This window comes from Frankia casuarinae (assembly GCF_000013345.1).
Classification (GTDB): Bacteria; Actinomycetota; Actinomycetes; order Frankiales; family Frankiaceae; genus Frankia; species Frankia casuarinae.
Genome location: NC_007777.1, coordinates 2,081,726 through 2,095,180, shown reverse-complemented (window position 1 = coordinate 2,095,180; position 13,455 = coordinate 2,081,726). Strand labels below are relative to the sequence as shown.

Genomic DNA, 13,455 nt, shown 5'->3' with positions numbered 1-13,455 from the left:
GGGTTGTGCCTGGCTGCAATCTCACCGTCAGCATCCTCTGCGCCGCCGGCATCACCGAGGGGACCACGATCCATAGCCTGCCGATCCGGCGGATCCCTCCGCCCATCGTGATCTGCTGGCCGGCAAATTTACCGAAACACTGGTTAGCTCAGGTCTTTCATGGTGTAGTTGGAGGAGTCGGACGGACGTAGGCCCTCGGCAAGCTCAATCGTCCCAGCTCAGGCGTACTTTCCAGTTTCCGTCTCGTCTGCCAGAGGATTGCTGCAAGCCTGGGGTTGGACGCGCTTACCGGGGCCGGGATGCAGCACGACGGTCCACTGTGCTCAGAGGGCTCCTAGGACCTCGCTGGACTCGACTGGTGGGCACGGCGCGCCGCACGGAGACAGCGGACCGCCTCTTTCGGATCCGGGGCCGGGTTCGGCCTGGATCATGGAACAGTACCGACGAATTGGTGGGTGAATTGATGAGCGAACCGACCGGAGAACCGGTTGACGAGCAGGCCCGAGGTTTCTTGTTCGCTGATCTGCGGGCGGCGTTCGCCAGTGAGGCGACGGCGGTGCAGCGCTATACCTATTTCGCCCAGGTGGCCGAGATCGAGGGCCACATGGAGGTGGCGAGGCTATTCACTGAGATGGCCGAGAGCGTAGCCTGTGTCGCCCACGGACACATCGACTTCCTTCAGCAGGTCGGTGATCCGAGCACTGAGATGCCGATGGGTGATACTCCGCTCAACCTTGCGGCCGCAGTCGCGGGCGCGGCCGAGGCGGCCACCAAGCACTATCCTCGGCTAGTTGCGCTGGCGCACACCGAGGGGATAGCCGACGCGGCGAGTTGGCTGACCACGTTGTGCGCGCTGAAGAACGCACATGTGCAGCGTCTGGGGGCCGCACTGTCCGAGTTGACCGGTCGGGCCGCCGCGCCTGCCGAGGCCGGATGAGGGAGTCGATATGACCGATACGGCAGGGGGAACTAAACCGATGGCACGGATCGCTGCGCGACCCGCGCGCGCCCCAGAATACACCGCGCGGTCCATCGTGCTCTTCTCCGGGCTTACTGCGGTTCGGCGCAATCCGTCGATGTACATCGGTTCGACCGGCACCGAGGGCCTGCACCACCTGGTCTTCGAACTGATCGACAACGCGGTCGACGAGTTCGCGGTGGGCACGTGCGGGCTGATCGAGGTCGTGCTGCACGCCGACGGTTCCTGCTCGGTAAGCGATGACGGTCGGGGTATTCCGGTCGACGAACACCCCGACCTCCGCGTCCCGGCGCTGCAGGTCGTGATGACGACCCTGCACTCCGGCGGCAAGTTCCAGGGTGACACCTACCGGCGCTCGGCAGGCCTGCACGGTGTCGGCCTGTCCTGTGTCAACGCGCTGTCGGAATGGCTGAGGGTCGAGGTGCACCGCGATGGCGGCATGTACACCCAGAGCTATGGCCGGGGGGAACCGACCACCACCGTGGACATGGTGGGGACCAGCGACAGGCACGGTACGCTGGTGCGTTTTCGTCCCGATATGATGATCTTCGATGCTGCTGCCTTCGTGACGGGCGTTCTCGCCGCCCGGATGGCTGAACTGGCGTTCCTGCACCCCGGGCTGGTGCTGCGGCTGGTGGATGAGCGCACAGACACCGAGGAGACGTTCGACTACGTCGAGGGCGTGAAGGGGTTCCTCACCCAACGGAATCGCGACGCAGAGGTGGTGCACCCGGAACCGATCATTATCACCGCCGAGCGCAGCGATCTGGTGTTGGACGTTGCTCTCCAGTGGACCGAGGGGTACGCCGAGGAGATGTCCAGCTTCGTCAACGCCGTGCGCACCGACCAGGGCGGCGCGCACGTCGACGCGCTGCGCACGGGTCTGGCCTCGGCGATCAACGACCATGCCAGCATGAATCGGATGCTCGACTCGTTCGCCGGCGAACGGATCACCACCAACGACATCCTTGAGGGCCTGACTGCGGTGGTGTCGTTGCGGATGGACTCGCCCCGGTTCGACGGCCAGACCAAACGGCGGTTGCAGAGCCCGGAGGTCGGGCCGTTCGTGCGTAGGGCCGTGGCCGAGACCGTCGCGGCCACGTTGCGCCGCGAGCCGGGACTGGGCGCACGCGTGGTGGCCAGGGCGCTGGACGCCACACGTGCCAGGCTCGCCGCCCGCCTGGCCGGCAGGGCAGTACGCTACCAGCGGCGCAAGCTGGAGATCGATTACGAGGTCTACAGGCGACAGTTCGGCATCCGGTCGCGCAACTGGCACGACTCCTGCTCGTGGCTCGCAGACGAGGGCCTGCTCGCCGAGCACGCCGCGCTGTGCGATGTGCCTGCGGATGCGCGGATGCTCGACGTCTGTTGCGGCAGTGGTGTCGTCGGCGACTCCTTCCGCGGCAAGGTCGGGGAGATGATCGGCCTGGACATCACCCCGGAGATGGTTGAACTCGCCTCCCAGCGACTGGACCGGGTGGACCGGGGCACCGTGTACGACCTGCCGTACCCGGACGCATCCTTCGACCTGGTCGTCAACCGCGAAGTGCTACATCTGCTACCGCAGCCCGAACTTCCGCTCGCTGAGATCTACCGAGTACTACGGCCCGGTGGCCAGTTCATCGTCGGCCAGATCATGCCCTACGCCGATGAGGACGCCTACTGGATGTTCCGCATATTCAAGAAGAAGCAACCGTTGCTCTTCCAGATGTTCCGCGAACCAGAGTTCCGGTCCCTGCTGCAGGGCGTGGGGTTCATCGACCTGAAAATGACCGAGTACTTCCTGTGGGAGTCGATCGACCTGTGGATCGATACGCATGAGACCACGCCCGCGCACAGGCAGGAGATCTACCGGCTGTACTACGACGCCCCGAGGGAGGTCCGGGCGGTCCACCCATTCGAGGTCAGCCAGGACGGCTCGGTACGCGATCGGTGGCGCTGGTGCGTCTACTCGATGCGCAAACTCTTGCCGTGAGCTGGGCCGTGATGGCCAGCGACCATGCCACGGCCAGGGGCGTCGTGGAGTCGGGCGCGGCAGGGCTCGCCGCGCGGCTGCACCAGTTGCGCGCCGCTCGGGGCCCTGCGCCGCCGCGATTTACTGAGCGGGTGAGCGAGCTTATTATGATTGCCTCGGGCTCCCGTGGTGGGTCCAGCATGCTCGCCGAGTTACTGCGGCTGAGTCCGCACGCCCTGCACTTCCGCGCGGAGATCAACCCGTTCCTTCGCCTGGCTGGATTGGGTCATCCCAACAGCGGCACCGGTTCCGACCGACTAGATGCCGCGCACCTGTACGCTCTGAACCCGGCTGTGCGTCTGGCGCTGGAGCACGACCTAGCCTTGGACGTGGGCACCCCTGCTGCGCAGGTCGATGAGGAGGCAGTGGACCGATTCGCCCTCGACGTCGCCTGGCGGCTGTCGGTGCAGTGGCCTGAGATGGACATTGATCCGTTCATGCTGGCCGACGCGGCCTGCGCGGTGCTCCCCCGGAGTGGAGCAGGGGACTGGAACACCGAGCGATTCCATCGCCGTCTGCTGGCGGAGTTGGCCAGCCGCGGTATTTACATGGAAGAGGGGTTTTACGACATGCCCACTTCCCAGCCGCCGATGCGGCCCCCCGGGCGTATCCTGGTCGAGGAACCGCCGTTCGTGCTGACCCAGCCGTGGCGGCCCGCCGACCCGCATGCGTTGGAGACCATGCCGCTGATTGTCAAGACCCCTAGTAACGTGCACCGGTTCGACTTCCTGCGTGCCCTGTTCCCCAACGCTCGGCTTCGTGTGCTGCACCTGACCCGCAATCCCGCCGCCTCGGTCAACGGTCTCATCGATGGCTGGCGTCACCACGGCTTTCACTCCTATCGGCTGCCCGTACCGCTACGCATCGCCGGTTACGTCGATTATCGTCCCGCTGACCGGCACTGGTGGAAGTTCGACCTGCCGCCGGGCTGGGCGGACCACATCGCCGAGCCTCTGGCCCGAGTATGCGCTTTCCAATGGCGTTCCAGCCACGAGGCAATCATGGCGGAGCTGGACCGCAGCGCCATCGACTGCCTGCGCGTGCGTTTCGAGGACCTGACGCGGGACGCGGACTCCAGGGTAACCGAGCTGCGGCGCATCTCCAGCTGGTTGGGAATCCCATTCGAGGGATCGTTAGGCAGGGCCGCCTACTCGGGCATTGACCCGGTGGTGGCCACCCGGGCGCCTCGCCCGCGGCGGTGGCTGGACCGAGCAGGGGAGGTGCGGCCGGTGCTGGGAGGTGAGGTGGCAGAGACGGCAAGGAGACTAGGCTATGACAGCCCAGACACCTGGATCTGAAAGGCTGCCGAGCACACTCGCAGGCCCCGGTTGGCATGCTCGGGTAGCCTCGCACGGCGCCGAGGTCGCTGAGGGGCGACTTTGGACCCGCTGTGGCTACCGATCCGAATACGCCAGGCTGCGGCGGGTTCTGCTCGTCCGGCCCCCATGCAGCCTTTCCGTCGACGCGGAACCGAACAGCAGGCTGATGCTCGAGAAGGTTGACTTGTCCGCGTTACGCGACCAGTGCGAGGCCATTATCGCCGCTTTCAGGCGACTCGCGGTTGACGTGCTGGTAGGGATGGTGCCGGACGAATGCCCGCCCAACGTCGTATTCCAACGCGATCTGTTCCTCATGACTCCGGACGGCGCGGTGCTGGGCAGACCCGCGTCGCGGCAGCGGGCTGGGGAGGAACGGCACACTGCGGCGGTACTGGCTTCGGCGGGCTACCCGATTCTGCGTACCCTTACCGGCCGGGCCACCTTCGAGGGGGCCGACGCGCTGTGGGCAGACCCGGAGCTGGTGCTGGTGGGTACCGGGTTCCGGACGAACACTGCGGGCGCCCGTAAAGTCGGCGGCGCGCTGCGCGGCTGTGGCGCACGGACGGAGCGAATCCCACTTGGCCCGGGAGTGCAGCATCTGCTCGGCACGGTGGTGTTCCTCGACCACCGGCTCGCCGCCGTGCACGCGGCGGCCGCGACCCCGCCGTTGCGAGCGGTGTTGCACGGGCTTGGCTTCCGGCTGCTCGACTTTGATCCGACCGAGGAGCTGGTGCTGCGGCGCGGGTTGAATCTGGTCGTGGTGGAGCCGGGGCTGGTGCTCATGCCTTCGGGCGCGCCCGGGATCCGGCGTGCACTCGGGGCCGCGGGGGTGCAGGCGGAGGAGGTCGAGATGGGAGATTACGTCAAGGCCGCTGGGGGGTTGGGTTGCGTCACAGGGATACTGCACCGCAGTTGATCGCATCACCTGGCTTCACCACCGCGCCGCCGCCGTCAACTTCCGCCGCCTCGTCACCCTTGGACTCACCCAGGCCCACACCGGCTGGGCACTCCCTACCACCACTGATCTCCGGATCACCGCAGCGTCCAACCAGTACCAAGGCCTCCCCGCAACGACCAGCACCAGCCAGCGGCCAGCCTCGGCCGGGACTACTACATGCGCGTCGACGCCTGCGACTACTCAGTGGACCCGCGGATGATCGGCCGGTTCGTCGACGTCACCGCCACCCTCGAGAGCGTCTCACCGCGGTTTGTGACGGCCAGGTCGTCGCCAGCCATCCGCGCAGCGGGTGCCGCACGCCCTCCTGACCGACCCGACGCACGCCGCCACCACGAAGGCGATGCGCCATGCGTTGGCCGCCGACCGCCAGGCCGAGCGGCGACCCGCCGGTATGCCGACGGCCACCGGGTCGCGCTGCGGGCGCTGCCCGACTACGACGCCCTGTTCGGCGTCGACTTCGACCCCACCGGAACGGAGAGCCAGCCATGACCACGACCGCCCCGGCCAGGGACCAGGGCTTTGGCATTTTTGAGGGTTGGCTGTGTTCGTTCCGTCTGTCGGATTGGTACTGATTGTGAGGGTTGCTGGTCGCGTTCCGCGCCCCTTACGCCGGGGAGTTCCTCACGGCTGCGACTCCAGCGGCACGCGCCCGCGAAACCTCGCAACAATCCGCTCCGCCGTCACCAACGCCCTACGCCGCGCCGGTCACGCGTTCATCCCGACCGGCCGGCGCGCCCACACCAACCGACGCGCTCACTCACCATGGCTTCCACTGTGGCAAACCCGGACAGATCGCGAACACGCCGAAGCCCTGGGCCAGGGACGGGACGCCCGCGGTGATCGCCCACCTGGCCCGAGTATTGAAGCCCCCGACGATCGGTCAGTTCTGGCAGCTTGTCGACCAGGCCCGCGACGAGAGCTGGTCCCACGAGGTATATCTCGCCGCCGTCCTGCAGCGCCAGGTCGCCGACCGCGCGATTCCAAGGACACCGTCATGCGGATCCGCACCGCCACTTTCCCCAGGTCAAGACGTTGGAGGACTTCAACCCCGACCATCTGCCCCAGCTGGACGGGAGCCGGCTCGGAAGCGGTCCTCACCGTAGAACCAGGGCTCCTGGTCGAATTCAGCAACGAGGCCAAAGATCGCATCTGGTCAGCACTTGATCCACTATAAGCCGAGGGGTCAATCGAAGATCGCAGAGAATTCTCGATGGATCGGGGCCGAGCCAGGGGCTTTGCGGAAATCCGCGCAATCGGCGCCGCGGCTAGATCATAATGCTTGACAGGCCCCTCAACGAGCTCGGTGCCATCGCCGGCTCGCTCGGATGACACCCCGCCAGAGAGGAATTCCCCGCCATGACGGCTGCGTCCCGGTATGATCACATTATCCTCGTCTCGATAGATACTCTGCGCAGCGACTGCGTCGGGGCCAGCCCGTTCCCACTGTGGCCCGCGAAGTACCCAGGACTGCGCGCCCCCGCAACTCCAGTACTTGACCGTTTGGTGGCCGAGGGCGCCTACTTCCCGAACACGATCTCAGCCGCACCCTACACCGCCGCGTCCCACGGTGCGATCCTGACCGGCCGGTTCCCGCTGCACAACGGTTTGTTCGAATTCTACAACGGCAGGCTGGCCGGGCCGTCGGTGTTCGGCCATGGCCGAACTGCGGGCAGGCGCACCGTGATGAAGGTCGACTTCCCAATCATCCTGGGCCCGGAGCTGGGTTTCACCAACGACGTGGACGTCTACCTGCGCGAAGACGACGACCGGTTCATCGAGGAGGTTGTCGAGGCGGACTCGAGCATGTCGTTTGCGCACTTCGGCGGTGTCCACCTGCCCTATGGGTTCCACAACCTGCGTTTCGGTGGCGAAGCCTACCGGGCTAAGATCACCGAGCTGGAGGCTGAGCTGCCCGAGGACTTGCCGATACCCACCGACCAGATTACCGAGACCTTCCGCGAGGCCGAGGACCACCAACTGTTCCTGCGGTACAAGCGGATCACCAATCATCTCTACGACACCGGAGCCTACGATCGTCTGTTCGAGCTATACCTGGAGGGCATCGAGTTCTTCCTGCGCGAGCGGTTCGAGCCGTTCCTGGAGCGGCTGCGGGCAAGGCTCGAGGCGAGCGGGGCCAGCATGCTCGTGGTGATTTTCGGCGACCATGGGCATGAGCTGGACGCGGAGTCCTACGGCCACCACAACTCCCTGTCCGAAGGGGTATTGCGGGTGCCGCTGATCTTCTGGGGCGACGGTGTGGCTCCCGGGCTGCACGCGCACAGGGTGCGCACGGTCGATATCGTACCGACCGTGCTGGAGCTAGCAGATATCTCCCCTGCGCCCGGCTCGCCCGGGTTCGACGGCGAGACGCTGGCGCCGGTGGTGCGCGGCGAACGCGCGTTGGACGGCCACGCTATCGCGTTCAGCCAGACCTACGGCGCCGATACCCGGGAGTTCGTGGCCTTCCAGCAGCGGCAGCTACGCGGTGAGAGCCAGGAGCCGCTCAGGCACGTGCTGCTCGGCGAGAGTGTGTACCTGGGTGACCGCAGGCTCGTGCGTATGCATCACCGCTATGGCAAGCAATTCCGGATCGAGGCAGTTGAGGAGCACTGGGTCGAGCGATTCGGCGACGACCTGGTCCCCCGGCTGGACCCCGGCGCGGAGACCGCGGATCTGGTGGCGGCGCTGGCGGGCTACAACGCCGCGCACAGCCCCGCCGAGCCGGTGCCCGCCAGCACCGCAATTCGCGGCCAGTTGCGCAGCCTCGGTTACAACATCTGAACGTCGTCGTGCCGACCTCCGGCCGCCGTACCCGTTGCCGCACCGACGTGCGGAGATCTACGCGCGTAGCACGGTGGGGATAAAAAATTTTTTTGCCGCCCCACCCCCCGTATTGGACGCCCGCTGAGCTGGAACTATCCGCAATCCGCTGGCGCACAGTCCCTTCCAGAGCGGCTCGGCCGGGTTGTCACCGGCCGCCGGACAGTGCACGATCAGTCATGCAGGATCAAGTTATCCAACGATCGCCGGTCGACCGCGTCTCCACCCACTGTCCGTGGGTTCGTGCGCGAACTGGTTCGCCGCACTCGCGGTCGGACTCGCGTGGAAAGGACAGCCCGTGTTCGCCATACGCAAGGAATTCGGCTTCTCGGCGAGCCACGTCCTCGATCACCTGCCCGCCGATCACCCGTGTTCGCGGATGCACGGGCACAACTACACCGTGGTCTTGGAGCTAAAGGCGCAGGAATCCGGCCTCAACGAGGCCGGATTCGTGCGAGACTACCGCGACCTCGGAGAGTTCAAAGCATGGACGGATGACACCCTCGACCACCGACACCTCAATGACGTCATCATTGATCTCAACCCATCCGCCGAGCAACTAGCCCGCTGGATCTTTACGACATGGCGAGAGAAGCTGCCCGAGCTGGTGGCCGTCTCAGTAAGCGAAACCCCCAAGACCTGGGCAGAGTTCCGGCCAAGGGTTGACTGACATGCTCGACTCGGCGAGGCTACTCGCCCCGCTCGGACCAGGGCGTGCGGCCCGACCCGAGCGGGTCGGTGTTCTCGGCTCCATGGTGCTCGACCGGCGCTGGTCCCGGTCAGGCTCGATGTCCGGCCTGCCGGTATGGACTGTCCTCAGTGGTCACGGTGGGATCGCCCGCAACGTGGCGGAGAACCTGGCCAGGCTCGGCGCGGAGGCCGGATTTGTCGGGTTGGGCGAGCCGGGGCCGGTAGGCGCGGCCTTCGAGCGGCGACTGACCGGGTTGGGCGCGGCGGTGCTGACCGCGCCGGTGGCTCGGAGCATCGGCCAGTTCGACTGCGAGATCTCCACCGAAGGCGACCCGGTGTGGGCAGGTATCCACCTGCCCGCGGCCGACGAACTCTCATGGCCAGTGGTGGCGGCCGCGACCGGCTGGCTCCGCGGCGCGCGCGCCGTCCTAGTGGAGACCGGGTCGCCGCTGGCGACTCTGACTCGGCTGCGGGTGTGGGCCAACCGGCGAGGTGTCCCGCTGTGGGGGCTACCGACCGACATCGCGGCCTCGGGCCCGCGCTGGGAGCTGTTTCGCTCTCTGGCCCTCATGGTACTCAACCAGTTCGAGGCTGCCGAGCTGCTCGGTGGCGGCACGGGCGACCCGGTGACTGACGCGCTGGCTCTGACAGCCCGCGGGCTGCCCGCTGTGGTGGTAACGACCGGGGCGCGCGGTGCCGTGTGCGCGGCGGCGGACGGTTCCTGGTCGACCTACCCGGCGCGCCAAGTCTCCTGCGTTGACGCTACCGGTGCAGGCGACGCGTTCGTCGCCGGCCTGGCCGTTGCCCTGGCCCGGGGCGAGCCGTGGATCGCCGCGGTGGACCACGCGATGGCGGCGGCCGCGGTAATCGTCGGTTGCGGCCGCTCGACCTGCGCGCGTCTGTCGCGGCTGGATAAGGACCCGATATGACGGCCAAGGAATCCTGCCGCCCAAACACCAGTCCCACCGGGCACGACGTTCTAGTGGTTAACGAGATCTTCGGTCCGACCGTGCAGGGCGAGGGCCCGTCAACGGGACGGCGATGCGTCTTCCTGCGCCTGGGTGGGTGCAACCTGACCTGCTCCTGGTGCGACACACCATACACCTGGGACTGGTGGGGCGTCAGCGACACCGGTAGACGCTTCGACCCCGGCCGCGAGCTGCACGCGATGTCCGCCGCCCAGGTCGGTGACCGGCTACGCGGGCTTGGCTCGGGCCTGGTGGTGATCTCCGGCGGTGAGCCGCTGTCACAGCAGCGCAGGTTGCTGGGGCTGGTGACCGGACTCGTCGACGACGGAATCGAGGTGGAGATAGAGACCAACGGGACCGTGGCGCCGTTGGAGGAGCTGGCGGAGTCGGGGGTGGCCTTCAACGTCTCCGTCAAGCTCGCCCACTCCGGCGTGGCCGAGCCGCGACGGCTGGTCCCTGAGGCGCTGGCCGCGTTCGCGGGTAACCCGTCCGCCCGGTTCAAATTCGTGTGCGCCGACCGCGACGACCTGGACGAGGTCGGCACGTTGGTGGACCGGTTCAACCTGGCCCCGGTGTGGATCATGCCGAAAGGCGCCACTCCCAGTGCCGTGCTCACCGGTCTCGCCATGCTGACCGATGCCGCAGTGGCCAGGGGGTGGAACGTCTGCACCCGGTTGCACGTGCTGGTGTGGGGTGACGAACGCGGGCGCTGAGCCACAAGCCGACCGACCGTGAGGAGAAGGCAGAAGATGACCATTTTCGGGCAGCCGATCCGGACCGGGCTCAGCTTCGACGACGTGCTGTTGGTCCCACACCGGACTCGGGTGCGCAGCCGCGCCGACGTCGACACCACTGTGGACCTTGCACCGGGGGTCCGGCTGTGGGTCCCGGTGATTGGCGCCAACACCCAGTGGTGCACCGGTGGAGCCATGGCAGCGGCGCTGGCCAGGGTGGGCGGGCTGGGCTTCGTCCATCGGATGCAGACCGTCGAGAGGCAGGCAACGCACATCGCCTCAGTGAAATCAGGCCCGGTGGGCACCGGCCCGGCCACCGTCGACCCGGTGGGTAGGTTGCTGGTCGGCGCGGCGGTGGGCACCAAGGGTGATTACTTGGACCGGGCCGCACTGATGGTGGAGCACGGTGCGGATCTGCTGCTGGTTGACGTCGCGCACGGGCACAGCGACCAGGTGATCGACACTGTCGGGAAACTGCACGCGCGCCACCCCAGAGTGCCGATCGTGGCAGGCAACGTGGCGACCGCGGGGGGCACCAACGATCTGCTGGATGCGGGCGCCGATGTGGTCAAGGTCGGTATCGGCCCCGGGGGGGTGTGCACCACCCGGCTGGTAGCGGGCAGCGGCGTGCCCCAACTGACCGCGATCATCGACTGCGCGCACGCTGCGGCGCAGCGGGACGCGACAGTCATCGCCGACGGTGGGGTGCGCCAGTCCGGCGACCTAGCCAAGGCGCTGGCTGCGGGTGCGGCCGCAGTGATGCTCGGCTCGGCCCTGGCGGGGGCCGACGAGAGCGAGGCGGGTGTGGTCGACCTACCTGATGGCAGCCGGTATCGCTGCAGCCGCGGCTTTGCGACCCTCGGCATGGCCAACACCCTACGGGCCGCCGCAGGCGGGCGACTCACTCGCGATGACGTGGTCGGTTACATACCCGAGGGCGTGGAGATGACCTTTGCACCCAGCGGCCCAGTAGCCGACACCGTGTACCAGCTCGTCGGCGGCCTGCGCTCGGCGATGAGCTACACGGGCGCTGCCGACATGGCCGAGTTCCGCCGACTGGCCGAGTTCATCCGGGTCACGCCCGCCGGGCGTGCAGAGAACGCCCCGCACGCGGCCGAGCGGGCGCCCCAGCCGGCGCCCGACTTCCGCGCCGAGGCGGTGGCCCAGATATGATCCAGCAGACTGACGCCACTCCGATGTGGACCCGGCGCGGTCCCTACGTGTTTGAATGGGCCGACGTCGGCCGCGCCTGCGAAAGGCTGCGCGCGTCCGTGCTCGCCGACGGGTTCGCCCCCACCGTCGTCTACGGCGTGGCCAGAGGTGGACTAGTCACCGCAGCCTACCTGTACTCTGCGCTCGAGGTCCCGCGCCTGGTGTCGGTGAGGGCGCGGCGCACCGTCTCCGACGAGCGGTACGCGGCCAAGCAGACGCCGGTGGTGGAGAGCTCGGTGGAACTGGACCCGGAAGACCGGGTGCTGGTGGTCGACGACATCGCGGGCACCGGGGTCACGGCCGAGGCCGTCTCCCGGAAGTTGGTCGGGGTCGCCGAACATCGATTCGCGGTGTTGGCCCGCAACCATCTATGCCCGGTACCGATCCACTACTGCGGCTTCACCGCCGACGATTGGGTGGTCTTCCCGTGGGAGCGGGGCTACCGGAAACGGCCGAGCGACTGGCGGCAGATACCGTGGACGGAGGAGCAGTGACCAGCACCCTTGATCATCTTGCCCCGATCGACCTGCCCCAGTTCGGGCTCGGTCCGCACTACGCTGCAACCAAGGTGCGTATGTGTGCCGAACCGCTGAGTACAGATGTGGAGGTCATGCGCAGGCTCGCCGAGTTCGAGCGCCTACTCGGCAGACGGCCGACGACGCTGTTCACCCAGCTCACCGACCGGCCGGGCACGGTATTGCTCGGCCATCCCTACCCGCGTGCGGTCCTGCTGGCGGCGCTGGGCACTGACGAAGGGCACTGGCTCGACGAGGTGGCCGCGCGTCTGGCTGGGCCCGCCCCGGCCCCCGCCGCGGGTGCCCGGCCTGCACTCACCGAACTGCCGGGGCTTTCGGCGCTGCCGATCATCCGGCATCGACCGGGAGACGTAGGCCGCTACGTCACCGCAGGCGTCGGGGTAACTACACGTCCGGATAGAGACGGAGTAAATCTGGGCATCTATCGCATCCAGGTGGTCGGCGAGCACGAGGCTCGGATCTTCCTCGACCCACGTACCGACGGCCACGCCAACCTCGGCGCCTGGACCGATGTGGGCGAGCCTATGCCGATCTCCGTGTTCCTGGGCGCGGACCCGGTGCACATGATGGTCGCTGCATCCCGGCTGCCCGCCCGCGACGGCGCGGCTCTCGATAACGTGGAGGATGATTACCGCGTGGCGGGGATGCTGCTGGGCAGAGCTGTGCGTACACACGGTTCACCGCCGGTGCCGGAGTCGGCTACACACGTGCTACACGCGACGGTGCGCCCGGAGCTGGCCCGCGAGGGCCCGTTCGGGGAGTTCAAGGGCTACTACGCCGAAGAGCGGATGAGTAACGTCCTCGACGTGTGGGAGGTACTGGCGGCGCCGGGTGCGCCGATGCCCACGATCCTGGCGGGCGGGGAGAGCGGTCTGACCCTGATGAGCATGCAGAACGAGTACCTCATGTACGCCCATCTGACCGAGATCGGCGTACCGGTGCGGACGGTGCACTACCCGCTCCCCGCCCGTGGGGAATTTCTGGCCCTAGTAGAGACCGACGAGCCTACACGGGAGGTGCTCGCTGAGGCGATGCGCTTCGACGTGCGCAGCAAGGTGGTCGTCTGCGGCCCTGACCTGAAATCGATATGGCAGGCGCTGGCCACCCACGGCTTCTCGAGCCGGGTGGAGCCGTACCTGCGCAAGGGCAGAGTGGAGGGCGAGCGACTCGGGCTGCTGCTCGACATTCCGCCGACCGGACGCCCGGTGGAGTATTAATCGTGAAC

Annotated in this window: 11 protein-coding genes and 2 pseudogenes; all 13 read left to right on the top strand. The window is 67.3% G+C overall.

Features of this window, described 5'->3' with window-relative positions:
- Positions 1-463: 463 nt before the first annotated feature.
- On the top strand, positions 464-937 hold the full coding sequence (locus FRANCCI3_RS08880) for a rubrerythrin family protein (RefSeq protein WP_011436200.1): 474 nt from the start codon (positions 464-466) through the stop codon (positions 935-937).
- A gap of 10 nt (positions 938-947) precedes the next feature.
- Complete coding sequence (locus FRANCCI3_RS08875; RefSeq protein ID WP_202795707.1) at positions 948-2,954, top strand: methyltransferase domain-containing protein; 2,007 nt, start codon at positions 948-950, stop codon at positions 2,952-2,954.
- On the top strand, positions 2,912-4,291 hold the full coding sequence (locus tag FRANCCI3_RS08870) for a sulfotransferase family protein (RefSeq protein ID WP_201783653.1): 1,380 nt from the start codon (positions 2,912-2,914) through the stop codon (positions 4,289-4,291). Before FRANCCI3_RS08875 ends, FRANCCI3_RS08870 begins: the two co-directional genes overlap by 43 nt.
- 187 nt (positions 4,292-4,478) lie before the next feature.
- The gene (locus FRANCCI3_RS08865) at positions 4,479-5,228 is read left to right on the top strand and encodes a dimethylarginine dimethylaminohydrolase family protein (protein ID WP_201783652.1); all 750 of its coding nucleotides are present in this window, start codon (positions 4,479-4,481) and stop codon (positions 5,226-5,228) included.
- 159 nt (positions 5,229-5,387) lie between these two features.
- Positions 5,388-5,759, top strand: a pseudogene (locus FRANCCI3_RS26790) (IS21 family transposase); the annotation flags it as partial.
- Between the two features lie 302 nt (positions 5,760-6,061).
- Positions 6,062-6,338, top strand: a pseudogene (locus FRANCCI3_RS28985) (ATP-binding protein); the annotation flags it as partial.
- 288 nt (positions 6,339-6,626) lie between these two features.
- Complete coding sequence (locus FRANCCI3_RS08855) at positions 6,627-8,051, top strand: sulfatase-like hydrolase/transferase (RefSeq protein WP_011436194.1); 1,425 nt, start codon at positions 6,627-6,629, stop codon at positions 8,049-8,051.
- Positions 8,052-8,388: 337 nt separating this feature from the next.
- The gene (locus tag FRANCCI3_RS08850) at positions 8,389-8,760 is read left to right on the top strand and encodes a 6-pyruvoyl trahydropterin synthase family protein (protein ID WP_035958845.1); all 372 of its coding nucleotides are present in this window, start codon (positions 8,389-8,391) and stop codon (positions 8,758-8,760) included.
- A 1-nt stretch (position 8,761) separates the two neighbouring features.
- Positions 8,762-9,709, top strand: coding sequence for a carbohydrate kinase family protein (locus FRANCCI3_RS23320; RefSeq protein ID WP_011436192.1), 948 nt, complete (start codon positions 8,762-8,764; stop codon positions 9,707-9,709).
- A complete protein-coding gene (locus tag FRANCCI3_RS08840) occupies positions 9,706-10,461 on the top strand; it encodes a 7-carboxy-7-deazaguanine synthase QueE (RefSeq protein ID WP_011436191.1) in 756 nt (251 codons plus the stop codon). Before FRANCCI3_RS23320 ends, FRANCCI3_RS08840 begins: the two co-directional genes overlap by 4 nt.
- 36 nt (positions 10,462-10,497) lie before the next feature.
- Positions 10,498-11,655, top strand: coding sequence for an IMP dehydrogenase (locus FRANCCI3_RS08835; protein WP_011436190.1), 1,158 nt, complete (start codon positions 10,498-10,500; stop codon positions 11,653-11,655).
- The gene (locus FRANCCI3_RS23315) at positions 11,652-12,188 is read left to right on the top strand and encodes a phosphoribosyltransferase (RefSeq protein ID WP_011436189.1); all 537 of its coding nucleotides are present in this window, start codon (positions 11,652-11,654) and stop codon (positions 12,186-12,188) included. The genes FRANCCI3_RS08835 and FRANCCI3_RS23315 overlap by 4 nt, the downstream gene beginning before the upstream one ends.
- A complete protein-coding gene (locus FRANCCI3_RS27905) occupies positions 12,185-13,447 on the top strand; it encodes a UbiD family decarboxylase (RefSeq protein ID WP_011436188.1) in 1,263 nt (420 codons plus the stop codon). The genes FRANCCI3_RS23315 and FRANCCI3_RS27905 overlap by 4 nt, the downstream gene beginning before the upstream one ends.
- Positions 13,448-13,455 lie beyond the last annotated feature (8 nt).